Below are 18878 nucleotides of genomic sequence, written 5' to 3' on the forward strand. Positions count from 1 at the left end.
TTCTATACTTTAGTAATATTTTTTTAAATAGATCATTTCGTTTTAAACCAATAAAAAAGCCCGCTATGAATAAAACATAACGGGCTTAAAAAAATAGTATTTAAACTTATAAATTAGTTGGTTCCCCAGCTTTGTGAACTTTTACTGTTAGTTCTTCAGCACCTTCTTCGATATCCATAAATATTTCGTCTCCAGAACCTATTTTAGAAGTTATAATTTCTTCAGCTAGTGCATCTTCAACGTATTTTTGAATCGCTCTTTTTAAAGGTCTAGCTCCAAATTGTCTATCAAAACCTTTATCAGCAATAAATGATTTCGCCTTATCCGAAAGATTCAATTGATATCCTAATTCTGCTACACGAGCATATAGTTTTTTCAACTCAATTTCGATAATCAAGTTGATATGCTCTTTTTCTAAAGCATTAAATACGATTACATCATCAATTCTATTTAAAAATTCAGGTGCAAAAGTTTTTTTCAGTGCGTTTTCGATAATGCTTTTCGAATTATCATCGGCTTGGGCCACTTTTGCAGCAGTTCCAAAACCTACACCTTGTCCAAAATCTTTTAATTGTCTGGCTCCCACATTAGAAGTCATTATAATAATAGTGTTTTTGAAATCAATTTTGCGTCCCAAACTGTCTGTCAAATAACCATCATCTAATACCTGCAACAGCATATTAAATACATCAGGATGCGCTTTTTCAATTTCATCTAATAATACTACGCAATAAGGTTTTCTTCGAACTTTCTCTGTTAATTGTCCGCCTTCCTCATAGCCTACATATCCTGGAGGCGCACCAATTAATCTTGAAATTGCAAATTTCTCCATGTATTCGCTCATGTCAATTCGGATCAACGCATCTTCCGAATCAAATAATTCTTTTGCTAAAACTTTCGCTAATTGTGTTTTTCCAACTCCAGTTTGACCTAAGAAAATAAAAGAACCAATTGGTCGGTTAGGATCTTTTAGTCCAGCACGATTTCTTTGAATGGAACGAGCAATTTTCATCACCGCCTCTCTTTGTCCAATTACTTTTCCTTCTATGAGTTCTGGTAATTTAGCTAATTTGTTACTTTCTGTTTGTGCAATGCGATTTACAGGAATACCGCTCATCATCGAGACAACATCAGCAACATTATCTTCACTTACTTCAATTCGATTATTTTTAGCATCTTCTTCCCATTGCTCTTGGGCTATAGCCAAATCTTTTTCTATTCGTTTTTCATCATCACGAAGTTTAGCTGCTTCCTCATATTTTTGTTTTTTTACCACTACATTTTTTAATTCACGTACGTCTTCTAGCTGACGTTCAAGATCTAAAATTTGTTTTGGAACTTCAATATTTGTAATATGAACTCGCGAACCCGCTTCATCTAATGCATCAATTGCTTTGTCTGGCAAAAAGCGGTCAGACATGTATCTATCCGTTAATTTTACACAAGCCTCAATAGCATCATCAGAATAAGTAACATTATGATGATCTTCATATTTGTTTTTGATATTATGCAAAATGGTAATGGTCTCTTCAACAGATGTTGGTTCAACAATTATCTTTTGGAAACGTCTTTCAAGCGCTCCATCTTTCTCAATATACTGACGATATTCATCTAATGTTGTGGCACCAATACATTGAATTTCTCCACGAGCTAACGCGGGTTTAAACATATTAGATGCGTCTAAAGAACCTGTTGCACCACCAGCACCAACGATAGTATGAATTTCATCTATGAAAAGTATAATATCATCGTTTTTTTCAAGTTCATTCATCACAGCTTTCATTCGCTCTTCAAATTGACCTCTATATTTTGTACCAGCAACTAAACTTGCTAAGTCTAAAGTAACCACACGTTTATTAAATAATGTGCGTGAAACTTTTTTCTGAATAATTCGCAGTGCTAAACCTTCAGCAATAGCTGATTTTCCCACCCCTGGTTCTCCAATTAATAATGGGTTATTCTTTTTACGGCGACTTAAAATTTGAGATACACGCTCAATCTCTTTTTCTCTACCTACCACAGGATCGAGTTTTCCTTCCTCGGCCATTTCTGTTAAATCTCTCCCAAAATTATCCAATACTGGGGTCTTAGATTTTTTGTTTGACTTGTTGGCGGGATTGTTAAAAGTCCCTTCTTTTAGACTGTCATCTTGTCCTGAATCATCATTGTAGGATTGATTTTTAGGTAGATTGTCCATAAAATCTTCTTGATTTGGAGTCATATTTAAATAGTTTTCTTTAGCTACATCATAATCAATTTTGAGTTTGTTCAGTAGCTTTGTTGTTGGGTCATTTTCATTTCTTAATATGCATAATAGTAAATGTGCAGTACTGATCGATGTACTTTGGAATACTTTAGCTTCTAAAAAAGTAGTTTTTAACGCTCGTTCAGCTTGCCTAGTCAAATGTAAATTCTTCTTTTCCAAATTGATTTCTAGTCCTAAAGTCGCAGGACTAAGAATTTCGACCTTTCTACGCAGGTGATCTAAATCAACATTAAGATTATTAAGTATTTGAATTGCTTTTCCATTTCCATCTCTAAGAATACCCAGCATTAAATGTTCCGTTCCTATGTAATCATGACCTAATCGCAAAGCTTCTTCTTTGCTGTAAGTAATAACTTCTTTTACTCTTGGTGAAAAATTATCATCCATAATATTTATTTGATATTGTAAATTTAGTGAATTACTGTTTTAAAAACAAAAACTATTCCTGTTACAACTCTTGTCAGCTAATTGACAAAAAATATAACGATTCTAGCGTTAAATTTACCATAAATTATTAATTATGAAATAGAATTAATTTGTTGATAAATCATTAAAATAAGAACTTAAAAAATAGTAAAAAAAATTCAAAAAGGCGTATATTGGCACGTTTTGTAACTAATATAATTTTTTAATATAACAACTTATGTCTGAAGGAGAAAAGTTAATTCCTATTAACATAGAAGATGAAATGAAATCAGCTTATATCGATTATTCGATGTCAGTAATTGTATCAAGAGCGCTTCCAGATGTTAGAGATGGTTTAAAGCCAGTTCATAGAAGAGTTCTTTACGGAATGTATGATTTAGGAGTTTTTTCAAATAAAGCCCATAAAAAATCCGCTAGAATTGTTGGTGAAGTTTTAGGTAAGTATCACCCGCACGGAGATACCTCAGTTTATGACGCGATGGTACGTATGGCTCAAGAATGGAGCATGCGTTATTTACTTGTGGATGGCCAAGGTAATTTTGGTTCTGTAGATGGTGATAGTCCAGCTGCAATGCGTTATACAGAGGCAAGAATGCGCAAGATCTCGGAAGAGATTATGGCTGATATAGAAAAGGAAACAGTTGATTTTCAATTGAATTTTGATGATACCTTGTATGAGCCAAAAGTAATGCCAACGAGAGTTCCTACTTTGTTAATCAACGGAGCAACAGGAATTGCAGTAGGTATGGCTACTAATATGCCACCGCACAACTTAACAGAGGTAATCAATGGTACATTAGCTTTTATGGACAACAATGACATCGAAATCGATGAGTTGATGAATTATATTAAAGCGCCAGATTTTCCAACAGGTGGAGTTATTTACGGTTATGAAGGTGTTCGTGAAGCATTCAAAACAGGTAGAGGACGTGTTGTCATGCGTGCAAAAGTTGGTTTTGAAGAAGTAGATGGAAGAGAATCTATTATTGTGACTGAGATTCCATATCAAGTCAACAAAGCAGATATGATAAAACGTACTGCTGATTTAGTTAATGATAAAAAAATTGAAGGAATAGCTAATATTCGCGATGAATCAGATAGAAACGGTATGCGTATCGTTTATATTTTGAAACGCGATGCTACTCCTAATGTAGTCTTAAATACCTTATATAAGTACACACAACTTCAATCGTCTTTCAGTGTAAATAATATTGCATTGGTTAAAGGGCGTCCACAAATGCTGAATCTAAAAGAGATGATTCACTATTTTGTAGAGCATCGTCACGATGTTGTGGTGAGAAGAACGCGTTTCGAATTGCGTAAAGCAGAAGAGAGAGCGCATATTTTAGAAGGTTTAATTATCGCTTCTGATAATATTGACGAAGTAATAGCCTTAATTAGAAGTTCGAAAAATACAGAAGAAGCTCGCGAAAAATTAATAAAAAGATTTGAATTATCCGATATTCAAGCGCGTGCTATTGTAGAAATGCGTTTGCGTCAATTGACTGGTCTAGAACAAGACAAATTGAGAGCTGAATATGAAGAGTTAATGAAATTAATTGCACACTTAAAAGCATTGTTAGAAGATGTACATTTAAGAACAGAATTGATTAAAGAAGAGCTAATCGAAATTCGTGAAAAATACGGAGATGAGCGTCGTTCTGTCATTGAATATTCTGGCGGAGATGTAAGTATCGAGGACTTAATTGCTGATGAGAATGTAGTTATAACCATTTCTCACGCAGGCTATATTAAACGTACGAACCTTACCGAATATAAAACACAAAATAGAGGTGGAGTAGGTCAAAAAAGTGCTGGAACAAGAGATCAAGATTTCTTAGAACACATGTTTGTAGCTACTAATCATCAGTATATGATGTTCTTTACTCAAAAAGGGAAGTGTTTCTGGATGCGTGTTTATGAAATTCCAGAGGGTTCTAAAACAGCTAAAGGAAGAGCAATTCAAAATTTAGTAAACATCGAAAGTGACGACAAAGTGAAAGCATTTATTTGCACACAAGATTTGAAGAACAAAGAGTATATTAATAGCCATAATCTGATTATGGTGACTAAAAAAGGTCAAGTTAAGAAAACATCTCTTGAGAAATATTCAAAACCAAGAGTCAATGGCGTTGCTGCGATAACTATAAAAGAAGGTGATGAATTATTAGAAGCTAAATTAACAAATGGGGAAAGCCAAATTATATTAGCGGTAAAATCAGGAAAATTAGTTCGTTTTGAGGAAACTAAAACTCGTCCAATGGGTAGAACAGCTTCGGGCGTACGTGGAATTACACTAAAAGATGATACTGATGAAGTAATTGGTATGGTTACTGTTGATAAGGAAAATATTAATGATTCTCAGATCTTGGTTGTTACCGAAAATGGTTATGGTAAGCGTACCAAACTAGTTGATGAAGATGGTGAGGACGTTTATAGAATTACAAATCGTGGTGGTAAAGGTGTGAAAACATTAAACATTACTGAAAAAACGGGGAATTTAATTTCGATCAATGCCGTTACTGATGCTGATGATTTAATGATTATTAACAAATCAGGATTAACAATTAGAATGGCTATCGAGGATTTACGTGTAATGGGTCGTGCTACTCAAGGAGTTAAATTAATTAACTTAAAAGGCAAGGATTCAATCGCAGCAGTTACTAAAGTAATGAAAGATGATGTTGTAGAAGTAGTTGTTGATGAAGATGGAAATGTGGTTGAGACCGAAACAATAGAAAGGGTTAAACCACTTTTAGAAGCGCTTGAAGAGGAAGTAATTGATGAAGATGAAGACGACGACGATGCTGATAGCAAGGAAGAACTCGATGACGAGGCTGAAGAAGAAGATGCTGATGATGATGAAGCATAAAATTAAAATTTCAAACAATAATAATTATTAAACAAAACAAGAATACTATGAAAAGTAAATATGTATTACTAGCATCAGCGTTATTGATATCAGTAGCTACTTTTGCTCAAAAAGATCAAATAAAAGCTGCTGAAAAAGCTATTAAAGCTGGTAAATCTCAAGAAGCAGCTACTATTTTAATGGAAGCAGAGTCGTTAATGTCTACTGCCTCTGAGACAGAAAAAGCACAATTTTTCTTTGTAAAAGGAAATGCTCTTTTAGATTTAGCCAATAAAAAAGTTAGTGCAGATAAAAATCTGGAACTGGCAACGGCTGCTTATCAAAATTTAATTGAAGTTGAAAAAGCGACAGGAAAATCAAAATATACTTCGCAAGCACAAACTTCATTAAAAGATATTAAATTCAATTTAATAAATAGCGCTATTGCGGATTCTAAAGTTGACAAACATGCAGAAAGTGCAAAAAAATTATATGATGCTTATTTATTAGATAAAAAAGATACTATTAATCTTTATTATGCTGCATCTACTTATGTTAATGCAAAAGAATATAGTAAAGCACTTGAAATGTATGAAAATTTAAAGAAATTAAATTATTCAGGAAAAGGAAAAAGCTATTTTGCAATAAACAAGCTAACTAGTGGTGAAGACTTTTTTGATAATGTAAAAGAAAGAGATTTATCTGTTAAAATTGGAACTCATGAAAAGCCAAGAAATGAAGATGTAGCTTCAAAAAGAGGAGAGATCTATAAAAATATGGCTTTAATTTTAGTTGAAAACGGTAAAACAGAAGAAGCTAAAAAAGCAATTTCTGAAGCGAGAATGGCTAATCCAGATGATAATTCATTAGTACTAACGGAAGCTAATTTATATTTAGAAACTAAAGATTTTGAAACTTATAAAAAATTAATCGGAGAAGTTTTAGCTAAAAATCCTAATGATGCTGATTTGACTTTCAACTTAGGAGTAATAAGTGGTACTGCAGGTAATATGGCCGAGGCTGAAAAATATTATAGTCGTGCTATCGAAATCAAACCAGATTATATTAATGCATATATCAATCTTGCAGCATTAAAACTTGACGGTGAAAAAGTAATAATTGATGAAATGAATAAATTAGGTACTTCTACCAAAGATATGAAGCGTTATGATGAATTAAAGATAAAAAGAGATAATATCTTTAAAAGTGTAATTCCTTCTCTTAAAAAAGCGTACGAATTAGACACTGCAAATGTAGATGTAGCTAAAACTCTTTTGAATGTATATAGCGCATTAGAAATGACTGCTGAATCAAAAGCTTTAAAAGCAAAAATGCAATAATTATTTTATTTAATTTGGAGATTTGATTCCAATTAAAATAAAACTTTAAAAACAGATTAATCCTTGTAAATCTTATAAAATTTACAAAGATTAATCTGTTTTTATTTTAGCAACGCTTATAGTAAACGCAACCTATTATTATTTTACGATGAGTGAAGTCAAAATGACGTATAATTATTTTACTATTTTTAGATTGTATAAAGTAAGATTTAAGGATAAATTCGTGTGCGATAATCACCGATGTGTTTTCATGTTAAAATTGCAAGAATAAATTGTTTCTTGTATTTATTTGATATTTACTCTTTTTTTATTGGTTCTAAATCGTTTATTATAAATTATTCATTTAATAAAGGTTTTTCTTTAGGAGTCAGTTGTAAATAATTAATCTTCATCTTCTGAAAAATCATTTAGAAAATCGTCAATATTAAAATCATCCTCCTTATAATTATCTAGTATATTGGGTTTAATAGCTCCTGGTTGATTGAATAAACCCCATTCGTCCCAGATAAGATTATTATTAGTGTCAAAACTACTGATCCAATCTAGAAATAGCATTCGAAATTCCTCAATTTCAGTGCCTATTAGTTTAATATATTGTAAATCTTTATCGTTTTTATGAAATCGCAAACTACCTATTTGAGTATTATACTAAATTTTTTAGCGTTGTTGTTTTACTAATTTATGAATATAACTTGAATACTAATTTTTATTTTAAAAATTGATTTATTTACTAGGGCTTATAAATTATTTTAGAATTTTCAATGAATTATAAATCAAGAAAAAGGCGTAATAATACTATTCTTTGAGAAAACAGATTTCTCAATAATATACTGCGACTTATTTTTTATTGGGTAAAAATAATTTCTTACTCAGATGTATGATTTTTATTTTTTGTAAACATTTATATTGCTATTTTTCATAAATTCACTGCTTTACTTAGAATTTAAAAAACCATTTAAATAAAAATCATGATTATAACTTTTCTCAAAAATTTCATCTGTTTTTCTATCCTTTTTTTTGTTAGCACACTATCTTACTCGCAAAATAAAAATATCGAAATCGACAACACTTTCCCTTATCTCGTTAATAATCAAACATTAGGAAGACATACCATTGGAGGTGATACTATTTTTATTTCCTCCAAAAGAACAAACCCTTTAAAATTTCAATTTACTAATGGTGATATAAATAAACCTCTAGTTATCATTAACAAAGGTGGCCAAGTAAAAATTGAAAGTCCCAATAGTTACAGTTGGGGCGCTATAACATTTGAAAACTGTAAATACATTAAAATAAGTGGCGCAGGCCATCCAAATTTCAAATATGGATTTGAGTTAGCTGCCGATCAATGTGGACTGGCATTTTCAGAATTAAGTTCTGATTGTGAAGCTGAATTTATAAAAATTAGTCATGATGGCTTTTACGGAATCATGGCTAAAAAAAATTATGAAGCCAATCCGCCTATTCCTTATCCCGTATTTAATAATCTTATAATACACGATTGTTTTATTGAAAATGTTGTTGAGGGCATGTACTTAGGAGAAACCAAGAGTCCTGGAATGGAATTTAAACATGTTAAAATTTACAATAATATTGTTAGAAATACGGGCAGAGAATCTATACAAATAGCGAATATGGTTGAAGATGTTGAAATTTATAATAACACTCTTTTAAATGCTGGATTAGAGAATACTGCGTGGCAGGGTAATTTGCTTCAAATTGGTGACAACAGTGTTGCAAATGTATATAACAATATTTTTGAAGGCGCACCAGCATTTGGAATTATTGTAATGGGGAAAGGAGACTGCATAATTAATAACAACTATTTAGCTTCTAATGAAGGCATATTTTTAGATAATCGAATTTTTAGTAATAGTACTTCTCCTTTGGAAATTAAGCACAATTTCTTTAGAGCTACCGCAGGCAACCAAGTAATTAAGAATTACAACGAAATAAACTATTTAAATGTTGAAGATAACAAATACAATACTGATATAACATTTTATCGTAATGAATCTGGAAATTCAACTAATTTTTCCGTGTCAAACAATACGTTAACAACGGTACCTCAAATCCAATTTAAGGATCCTCTACTAAATGATTATTCTCTAGCTTATGGCTCTCCTGTTGAATATCAAAATATGGGAGCGCCCGGAGGACCTGAATACTTTGAAACCCAGCCCAAATTAATAACTATTACTCCAAATATGATTACAGATTTGGTTTCTGGAGGTAGTGTACGTTCTCCCTTATTTTTATTTGATGAACAAAATTTAAATATTAAAAATGGAGAACACGCCATAAGTAATTCGTGGAAACCACATTATAATATGAATAACGCACCTTACCAAGTTATTATAGATCTTGGCCAGAACTATTATATTTCTGAAATAAATCTGCATGACATGCACGACATCTATGATTTCACTGTTGAATATGCTAGTTCTACCGACTGGATTACTCTATTTGTAGAGCCTTGTGATAAATATAATGTTTGGAAAAAGCACGAAACAAACATTTCAACTCAGTTCCTCCGTCTTTCTATGAATCAAAATGTTTTTGCCAATGTAAATGAAATAATTATTTATGGTTACCCACTAACTATTGAATCAGAACAAATAATAATCACTCCCAACATGGTTACAGACCAAGTAAATGGGGGAAGTGTTCACTCTCCTCTCTTTCTCTTTGATGAACAAAATTTAAACATTAAGGCTGGGGAACATGCGATAAGCAACTCATGGAAACCATCTTATACAATGAATAATGCTCCGTATTATGTAATAATAGACTTAGAAAAATACTATCATATCTCTGAAATAAATTTACATGACATGAATGCAAAATTCAATTTCACTATCGAATATGGTTCTCCTTCTAACTGGTCTACATTGTTAACCGACCCATTGGACAAGTTTAAAGTATGGAATAAGCATCTCACAGAAATTTCAACAAGATATCTACGTCTATCAACTCCAGTAAGTCCTTACGGTGCTGTTAACGAAATAATTATTTACGGTTACCCATTAATAGTTGAACCTAAAAATTCAAAAATAATAGATACTTCCAAGGTGGTAACGGACCAAGTACAAGGAGAAACTATTGACTCATCCTTATTGGTATTTGACAAGCAAATTGGAGAACAAAATGGCCATTTCTCTAAAATTAATTTAGATGACATGGAAAAAACCCTTGATTTTACCGTAAATTATGACGATTTATTGAATAGATCAACTCTGTTTGATGATTCAGACAATTTGAGCACAACCGCTGCTTATATCTCAAGTAATTACTTAAATCCTTCTATAAACGAAATAAATTCTTACGGTCATCCCATTATTAATTCTAACAATTCTTCAAAGAGTCAGACAAAAATTAAAAGCGCCGATGCCCAAACAACTGGGTTAGAAAACATAATTATGGAGCATATTAAATTGTATCCTAATCCTGTGGATAAAAGAATAAATTTATTTTTTCCTCCACAAATGATGGGAAAGAATAATATTCAAATTAAGGATATTCTAGGCAAAACCCTATATAGCAAAGAAGTCATTTTGACTCATGAAAATCCCTCTCTCGAACTCAACCAATCCGAATTAAACAGATTAACTTCAGGCTATTATTTTTTACTTTGTGAGAACGAATCAGGCGTTTTTCAAACATTAAAATTTATAAAAAAATAAATTTCCTATCAGTATAAAATAATCTGTTTGTTTTCCCCAATTGCATTTATTAATTAAATCTGAGCAATTTATAAATCCCAAAATTTTAATTTTACACTTATATTAAAACGTTATTTAACATTCATTTTATGTCTTGGTAGATTAATATCCTGCGGATAAGGCGCTCTATTAGTCATACTTATGTCTTCCTTAATTTGTTGATGCGTTTTATATTGTCTATCATTAGAATTAGAATAACGTGGATCTGGAATAAAGGGCATTTTTGCCATTTTAGTAACTGTAATATTAGGGAAATGATAATCCACTTCAACCATTCCTAATAATAAATAACAGCCACCGCCTTGAAAAGGATATTGCTTGAGGCTATTGGGGAAATGTGCTGTGTCAAAAAAATGTCCCTCAATATCAATCCAAGTACCAAAAAACATAGTTCCCATTTTAGTAGGAACGTGTTTTCGAGAAATAAGATACGCTAACATTTTGACCGTTTTTTTATGATAATGCAATAAATCTTTCGCTAAAACACCTCCTCGATATTTAGTTTGCAATAAATCAAATGGCGAACAAGAAACTGGAAAACTCAATAATTCTATTTCATCAAAAGCATCTTCAAATGCTGAACGTGCTAATACTGGTAGCTGATAATCCTTAACGGGTTCTTGAATTAACATTAAATTTCTATTTTCAGGTTTAAAATTTACCAATATCAACCGTGCAATAACCAGTAATTGATTTTTTGTTTGACCTGTAAAATGAAAAGCGCCAATAAAAATCAATAGTTGAATACCTTCAATTCCTATTGCAATGCGATTGATAAAATCTTCTAATGATTTATATTCTCCATTAGTATCGCGTTCTAACACAATATGATGCGCTACTTTGGCTTCAAGCCCTTCTAAATGCATCAAACCCAGAAATACTTGAATTCCATAAAGCGTAGTTTCATAATTACTTTTATTAACGCATGGAGTATTAATGACTCCACCAGACATTTTAGCTTCATGGACATAAACTTCCGTTCTATAAAAACCTCCTTGATTGTTGATGACCGCTACCATAAACTCTATGGGATAATGTACTTTTAAGTACAAACTTTGATAACTTTCAACAGCATAAGAAGCAGAATGCGCTTTGCAAAAAGAGTAACCTGCAAAGGATTCAATTTGGCGATAAATTTCCTGACTCAGTGCTACAGGATGCCCTTTTTGAGCGCAACAGGCAAAAAAGTTGTTTTTTACTTTTTGTAATGCAGCCGCTGAACGTCCTTTGCCGCTCATTGCACGACGCAAAATATCACCATCAGAGGCGGGAACTCCTGCAAAATGAAGTGCAATCTTAATTACATCTTCCTGATACACCATAATTCCGTAGGTTTCTCCTAATTGCTCTTTAAAAACGTCATGGAAATATTCAAATCGATCCGGATGATTATGACGAAAAATATACTCCTTCATCATTCCACTTTGAGCAACACCCGGTCTAATAATAGATGATGCCGCCACAAGTGTTTTATAATTATTACATTTAAGTCTTCGCAATAAACCACGCATGGCAGGGCTTTCAATATAGAAACAGCCTATAGTATTTCCAATACTTAAATAGTCGTTGCATTTTGCTTCATTCTTTGATAATGTTATGTCACGAATATTAATTTCAATACCTCTGTTTTTTTTAATCAGTTTTACTGAATCATCGATGTGACCAATGCCGCGCTGACTTAAAATATCAAATTTTTCAAAACCTATATCTTCTGCAACATGCATGTCAAAGAGTACAATAGGAAATCCTTTTGGAGGCATTTCTAAAACGGTGTAATTTGTAATAGGTAGCTCAGAAATTAATATCCCACAGGAATGCATACTGCGTTGATTGGGATATTTTTCGAGTAACATACCATATTTTTGTACAAGCGCCACTATCGAATTAGTGTCGTGCATTTGCATCGGATTCTTAGCTAAGGCATCCAGTTCTTCTTTGGGTAAACCAAAAACTTTTCCGACTTCCCTAAAAATTGAGCGGTACTTAAATTCTACATTGGTACCACAAAAAGCAACATGCTCCCGACCATAGCGATTAAAGATATATTCGAGGATCGTATCTCTTTCTTTCCAACTCCAATCAATATCAAAATCAGGTGGACTTTTACGATTTACATTTAAAAAACGCTCAAAATATAAATCCAATTCAAGTGGACAAATAGCGGTAATACCCAAACAATAACTTACAATACTATTAGCACCACTACCTCGACCAATATGCATAAATCCCATGCTATTGCTATACCGAATGATATCCCAAGTAATTAAAAAATAACCGCTAAATTTTAATTCATGTATAACTTTTAATTCTTTTTCAACTCTCGTTTTAGCTAATGGATTATTGTGTCCGTATTTTTTTATTAATCCTTGATGTGCTAAACTCGTCAGTAATTGAATATCATTGTCGCCGCTATCTGTATAATTAGTTCTGTTTTTTGGGGTTTTAAACTCAAATTCAAAATTACATTCGTTAATTATTTTTTCAGTATTTTCAATTATTATAGAATAGTCTGTAAATTTTTCTAATAAATCTTTTAACGGAATCATGGTCTCTGAGATGCTGCAATAATCAGCTTCAGTAAGTCTTGATAGAATGATATTAGTATCAATAGCACGTAATATTTTATGCAGATTAAACTCTTTTTTAGTACGAAAAGTTACGGGTTGCAATACCACCATTTTATCTAATCTATCTTTCCATACCGGATGATAAAGTAAAGGCAATTGCTCTGGTCGTATGCCTAAAAATTCAAAATGGTTAAAGCTATCAGGAACATTTTCGATAGGATAAATAATAATGACATTTTGAAATTGAGGAGCACAATTGGGTAAGGGAGTTGCATCAAAATTATGTTTAGTCAAAAACCGATTCATTTCAGCAAGGCCTTCGGCGTTTTTAGCTAAGCCAATATAAAGTAATTTATTATTATATCTAAATTCGATTCCAACAATTGGTTTTATACCTACCGTTTGACATTCTTTTATAAAATCATAAATTCCGGTAACGGTATTAATATCGGTTAGTGCCATTGCTTTTACATTAGATTGTACAGCCAGTTGTACTAAATCAGTTAGTGGAATTGTGCCGTAACGCAGGCTGTGAAAGGAATGACAATTAAGATACATCTTTGTTTTTTGTTTTTAAGTTGGCACCAGCACAGCGAGCAATTGCATCGAAGCCATAGCGTTTTTTCATTTTGTCCATTGCTTGATAAAGCGATAGCATTTCTTCGGTATCTTCAAATAAATTGATTTGGTACGTACCGCGTACTAATCCGCTAAAGCGAATACCAATGAGTCGCAACCGCATTCGACGTTGATACAGTTTATCAAATAAGTCAGTAACGGTTCTTGTGAGTATATGATCTGCTGATGTATAGGCGATTTTGCATTGTTTTGTTTCTGTATCAAAATTAGCATAGCGTATTTTGATCACTACCGTTGATGTGAGCCATTCCTCGGATCGCAGTTGAAACGCTAATTTTTCGACCATACCAATTAAGATTGATTTTAATTTTGGGATATCAATTGTGTCTTGAATAAAAGTATGTTCTGTTGAAATTGATTTTCGCTCGGTATAAGGCTCAACGGGATTATTATCAATTCCATTGGCTTTTTTCCATAATTCTAAACCATTTTTTCCAATCATTCGTTGCAATACTTCCGCAGGCATTTCTGAAAGAGTTTGTATGTTTCTAATACCAATACGCGATAACAATTGAAAAGTAACATCACCCACCATAGGAATTTTTTGGATGGAGAGTGGATTGAGAAATGATCTAACCATAATTTCTGGGATTTCTAATCTTCCTACTGGTTTTGATTCGCCTGTACCAATTTTAGAAACTGTTTTATTTACTGATAAAGCAAAACTTATAGGCAACCCAGTTTCTTTTGTAATCGATTGTGCTAGTTCATTTGTCCATTGGGAACAACCATAAAATTTATCCATTCCTGTAATATCAAGATAGAATTCATCAATACTTGCTTTCTCTACAATAGGTGCTTTTTCTTCAATGACTTGAGTAACATCATGTGATAATTTAGAATATAATTCCATATCGCCTTTCATCACTTTTGCTTGTGGACAAAGCCGAAGTGCCATTTTTATAGGCATTGCTGAACGAACACCAAAAGTTCTAGCTTCATAGGAACAGGAAGCAACCACGCCACGTTCTCCACCTCCAATAATCAATGGTAAACCATTTAGTTTAGAATTTACTAATCTTTCACAGGATACAAAAAATGTATCCAAATCCATGTGTACAATTGCGCGTGTCATTTCCTTTTTTTTAAACAACAAAAATAGTACAGATAGTAACATATTTTGTTATATTTGCTGTTACAAATTATAACAAAAACGCTATGTCCTTATTTTCAGACAATATCAGAGCTTTGCGGGTCAAGCATAAAATTTCACAAGGTAAAGTGGCCGAAAGCCTTGTAATTACTAGAGGACGTTATGTAAAATATGAAGATGGAACTTCAGAAGCACCTTACGAAATACTTAAGAAAATAGCTCAGTATTACCAAATTAGTATTGATTTATTGTTATCTGTTGATGTGCGTAAAATTGAGATTAATGATTTATTAAAACTTGAAAATAACCGTTTGATTTTACCTATTCAAGTAGATCAAGGTGGAGAAAATTGTATTGAAGTAGTAACTCAAACGGTAAAAGCAGGATATTTAAACGGATATGCTGATCCAGAGTATATAGAACAATTACAACAAATTTCGTTGCCATTTTTAGGTGTGGGTAAATACCGCGGTTTCCCTGTTGAAGGAGATTCTATGCCGCCACATCAGGATGGTGATATTATTGTAGGTAGTTATGTAGAACGTTTAGGAGAAGTCTTAGATGGTAAAACCTATATTTTGATTACTAGAAGTGAAGGAATGGTTTATAAACGACTCAATAAGAACAAAAAAAATGCTTTAGTAGTAGCTTCGGATAATTATTTCTATCCGCCTTATGAGGTGAAAGCTTCGGATATTTTAGAAATTTGGGAATACCAATGTAGTATTGCTCGAAGTGATAAAAGAACAGAAGCATTAGAAAGCGATACCATTAAAAATATGTTTGTAGAATTAAAAAGAGATATCAACGAAGTAAAAAACAGTATAGGTTTAACTAATTAATATATGACATTTTTAACAATTAGAATTTAAAACTAGTACAGTCTTTGGTAATCAATTAGCACTTAATAAAATAATTTATTGACTTATTAAAAAGTATCGTATTCAAAGTATTTACTATTTAATTTTACAGTGACAAAAATATGATGTTATAAGAATTTAAATATTCTCAGTCTATACTGTTTTCCCTTTTTGAGAAGTTAAAACAACAGTGTTTTTTTGTTTATGGAATTAATAATTAAGCACAAAAATTAGTTTTTTACTGTGTTGCACATTATAGTTTTTAAAATTTATAACTAGATAAATCATAAATAAAAAGCATTTTATTTTTAATACGCATTAATCTTAAAATAGGGTTATTTATAAAATTAAAGGTGGAATACTTTATCATTTAGAGCAAAATTTAGAGTTACCACTCACTATTTAAAAAAAATGAAGAACCAGGAATACGCAATAGTAGATATTGAAACCACAGGCGGTAATGCAAGTCATAGTAGAATTACTGAAATTGCTATTATCATACATGACGGAACAAAAGTAATTGACCGCTGGGAAACACTTGTAAATCCACAAAAGGATATACCACCAGCCATTTTTGCATTGACAGGTATTACTAATGAAATGGTTAGTGAGGCTCCAATATTTGATATCATATCCGATAAAGTTTTTGAACTATTGTCTGATCGTATTTTTGTGGCTCATAATGTTAATTTTGACTATTCTTTTGTACGTCACGAATTAGAAAGAACGGGACTTAAGTGGACAGCTAAAAAACTATGTACTGTAAGAGCTGCCCGAAAAATTAGACCTGGAATGCTTTCTTATAGTTTAGGAAGACTCTGCAAATCATTAGATATAGATTTAGAAAATCGTCACCGTGCTGGAGGTGATGCTGATGCTACCGCCATTTTGTTTACTCGATTATTAGAATGGGATACAGAAAAGGAAATGGAAAAAATGATCAAGAAAACCTCTCAAGATCAGCGCTTGCCTCCTAATCTTGCGCAAGAGGATTTTGATAAACTTCCAGAGAAACCAGGTGTTTATTATTTTTATGATCAATATAAAAAAGTAGTTTATGTGGGTAAAGCAGTCAACTTAAAAAAACGAGTTGCATCACACTTTAGTGGACATAAAATTACACCACAAAGACAAAATTTTTTACGAGATATATATGGTATCAGTTTTGAAATTTGTGGTACAGAATTAATGGCACTATTACTTGAATGTACTGAAATAAAACAATTGTGGCCCGTTCACAATAAAGCACTAAAACGTTTTGAGCCTAAATTTGGTTTCTTTGACTATGAAGCTCGCAATGGATATCGATATTTAGCTATTGGAAAATTAGCAAAAAACCAATTATGTATTGAAACTTTTGATACAATATACAGCGGAATAAACTTGCTACAAGGACTTGCTACTCAATTTGAAATTGATAATCGATTTTGTAAATATGGAAGTATGTCAGACGGTATATTTCCCACGCAAAATGAGATTGCGGTTTTACCAGATCTTGATTTTCACAATATTCAAGTTCAATCAGCAATTGATTTTTACTTAAGCAGCAGACAAAGTTTTGCTATTATCGATAAAGGTAGAACAGTTGATGAACGCAGTTATATTTGGGTTCAAAATGGACATTTTTATGGTATGGGTTATATTGATTCTGATATAGCTATGGATGATTTATCACAAATAAAGGAACATATTACTCCTTATAAAACCAACCAATATATCATGCAACTAATTTTTTCGTTTGTCGAGAAGAATCCACGTAAAGTGCATTATCAAACTAATAATGATTTTATAGATTCCAATTTCATAGAATAAACGCCTATGATTCTATTTTAGCAATACCTTATTGTACGCATAGCTCTCAATAACATAATATACATACGAATTAGAAATGTTTCATTGTTTTTAGATCATTTTACACACTTAGGTTAACATTACTCAAAATTAACATATTGTAGATATGTCTAGGAGTTACTAAAATTGTTTATATTGCCTTTGATGCACTTATAGTTAAAATGAATCTTTGTTATTACAGCATGAATTTTAAGATATAAAGCTACGCGAAAAACATTATCTATAATTTAAGAGATGAAATATGATTTTACACTATTTAATTTTGTCATAAATTCTTTTATACTTTCCAAAGTTTCTTAAAACTAGTGTTGAAGGAAGATCGAGCTTTTCTGCAATATTTGATACTTCCTGTATGTCATCAATCAATTCACTAATTTTTTGCTGATAATTGTCAACTTGATTATTTTGAATAATGGAATTCAGTTTTTGTGAAACTTTATCTTTTTTTTCTTTTTGAAAATTATCTGTTGATTTATTATTTAATGTATTGCTTTTAAGAGCCGCACCTGTATTTAGTGCTAAGTTAGTTTTGTTTTTAAGATTAGAATAGAGTGTAATCCAATCATTTAAATTGTCAATTGCTGAAAAGTTAGTCCAAAATAAATCATGTCTAAGATTATCAATTGTTCTGTCTACTAAGGAATCAGCTTCAAATGATAGTTGATTATTCTTATTAACATATTTATTCATTATTGATGAAATTATAGGTAGTATTTCACTGCTGTTATTGTTGTTTTTATTTTTCGAAATAACATCTAAGTCAGGTAATGGCAAATACTCATAAGGTAAGAAATCAAGTTTTTTTCCTAATTCAGTCTGAAGAATATTGACAAGCGAAACTAAATAAGGGTGCTCCTGAATAGTGTTTATATCATCTTGAGTCAATAAATCATAATTACTATAATTTTTATAGGCAAAACGAATTTTTTCAAGAACAAGATATTCTTTATATATAAAACTAAAATCCATTTTCTTGGTATAATAGAAAAAACAGTTTTGAAAGTCGGGTATTGCTGCATAACGAATAAAAAATTGGGTTTGGTAGCTATCATAAATAAAAAATGGGAAAATTCTAGATTCTGAATTGATGTTCCATTTTAAGAAATAAGATCCATTTTCTAATTTATTTGAAAATGCTAAGCATCCATAATCATTGTTATACTGAGTATTTGTATCCACCCGAGCAACTACATCTTGTTTAGTTCAATAAGATTAATGATAGGAGCGTAATTTTACAATGATTTAGATTCCGCTAGTTGCTTG

10 protein-coding genes are annotated in these 18878 nt (G+C 31.7%); 5 read left to right on the top strand and 5 right to left on the bottom strand.

Features of this window, described 5'->3' with window-relative positions:
- Positions 1–106 precede the first annotated feature (106 nt).
- Complete coding sequence (locus RCH18_RS14425; protein ID WP_326937476.1) at positions 107–2653, bottom strand: ATP-dependent Clp protease ATP-binding subunit; 2547 nt, start codon at positions 2651–2653, stop codon at positions 107–109.
- A 256-nt stretch (positions 2654–2909) separates the two neighbouring features.
- Between RCH18_RS14425 and gyrA the strand changes: the two genes are divergently transcribed.
- Positions 2910–5564, top strand: a complete 2655-nt coding sequence (gene gyrA / locus RCH18_RS14430) for a DNA gyrase subunit A (RefSeq protein ID WP_326937477.1) — start codon at positions 2910–2912, stop codon at positions 5562–5564.
- A 47-nt stretch (positions 5565–5611) separates the two neighbouring features.
- A complete protein-coding gene (locus RCH18_RS14435; RefSeq protein ID WP_326937478.1) occupies positions 5612–6883 on the top strand; it encodes a tetratricopeptide repeat protein in 1272 nt (423 codons plus the stop codon).
- Positions 6884–7264: 381 nt separating this feature from the next.
- On the opposite strand, the gene RCH18_RS14440 is transcribed toward RCH18_RS14435, so the two are convergent.
- Positions 7265–7510, bottom strand: coding sequence for a hypothetical protein (locus tag RCH18_RS14440; RefSeq protein ID WP_326937479.1), 246 nt, complete (start codon positions 7508–7510; stop codon positions 7265–7267).
- 341 nt (positions 7511–7851) lie between these two features.
- Here RCH18_RS14440 and RCH18_RS14445 point away from each other — a divergent pair, with 341 nt between their 5' ends.
- Positions 7852–10566: a T9SS type A sorting domain-containing protein gene (locus tag RCH18_RS14445; protein WP_326937480.1), complete on the top strand. Its 2715-nt coding sequence runs from the start codon at positions 7852–7854 to the stop codon at positions 10564–10566.
- A gap of 110 nt (positions 10567–10676) precedes the next feature.
- Here RCH18_RS14445 and RCH18_RS14450 read toward each other — a convergent pair whose 3' ends face one another.
- Together RCH18_RS14450 and dinB are read right to left on the bottom strand one after the other, a co-directional pair.
- Entirely contained in the window at positions 10677–13730 is a 3054-nt protein-coding gene (locus RCH18_RS14450) for a DNA polymerase III subunit alpha (protein WP_326937481.1), read from the bottom strand.
- A complete protein-coding gene (gene dinB, locus RCH18_RS14455; protein ID WP_326937482.1) occupies positions 13720–14886 on the bottom strand; it encodes a DNA polymerase IV in 1167 nt (388 codons plus the stop codon). The genes RCH18_RS14450 and dinB overlap by 11 nt, the downstream gene beginning before the upstream one ends.
- An 83-nt stretch (positions 14887–14969) precedes the next feature.
- Between dinB and RCH18_RS14460 the strand changes: the two genes are divergently transcribed.
- Both RCH18_RS14460 and RCH18_RS14465 read left to right on the top strand, forming a co-directional pair.
- On the top strand, positions 14970–15746 hold the full coding sequence (locus RCH18_RS14460) for an XRE family transcriptional regulator (RefSeq protein WP_326937483.1): 777 nt from the start codon (positions 14970–14972) through the stop codon (positions 15744–15746).
- Between the two features lie 429 nt (positions 15747–16175).
- Positions 16176–17576: an exonuclease domain-containing protein gene (locus RCH18_RS14465; protein ID WP_326937484.1), complete on the top strand. Its 1401-nt coding sequence runs from the start codon at positions 16176–16178 to the stop codon at positions 17574–17576.
- Positions 17577–17867: 291 nt separating this feature from the next.
- On the opposite strand, the gene RCH18_RS14470 is transcribed toward RCH18_RS14465, so the two are convergent.
- Positions 17868–18794 (bottom strand): hypothetical protein, encoded by a 927-nt coding sequence (locus tag RCH18_RS14470; protein WP_326937485.1) that lies wholly within the window; start codon positions 18792–18794, stop codon positions 17868–17870.
- Positions 18795–18878: the final 84 nt, after the last annotated feature.

This window comes from Flavobacterium sp. PL11 (assembly GCF_035985025.1).
GTDB lineage: Bacteria > Bacteroidota > Bacteroidia > Flavobacteriales > Flavobacteriaceae > Flavobacterium.

Bases quoted from the DNA above. Each gene is read 5' to 3' on its own strand.
- RCH18_RS14425 (WP_326937476.1), bottom strand. From the start codon at position 2,653: ATGGATGATAATTTTTCACCAAGAGTAAAAGAAGTTATTACTTACAGC.
- gyrA (WP_326937477.1), top strand. From the start codon at position 2,910: ATGTCTGAAGGAGAAAAGTTAATTCCTATTAACATAGAAGATGAAATG.
- RCH18_RS14435 (WP_326937478.1), top strand. From the start codon at position 5,612: ATGAAAAGTAAATATGTATTACTAGCATCAGCGTTATTGATATCAGTA.
- RCH18_RS14445 (WP_326937480.1), top strand. From the start codon at position 7,852: ATGATTATAACTTTTCTCAAAAATTTCATCTGTTTTTCTATCCTTTTT.
- RCH18_RS14450 (WP_326937481.1), bottom strand. From the start codon at position 13,730: ATGTATCTTAATTGTCATTCCTTTCACAGCCTGCGTTACGGCACAATT.
- dinB (WP_326937482.1), bottom strand. From the start codon at position 14,886: ATGACACGCGCAATTGTACACATGGATTTGGATACATTTTTTGTATCC.
- RCH18_RS14460 (WP_326937483.1), top strand. From the start codon at position 14,970: ATGTCCTTATTTTCAGACAATATCAGAGCTTTGCGGGTCAAGCATAAA.
- RCH18_RS14465 (WP_326937484.1), top strand. From the start codon at position 16,176: ATGAAGAACCAGGAATACGCAATAGTAGATATTGAAACCACAGGCGGT.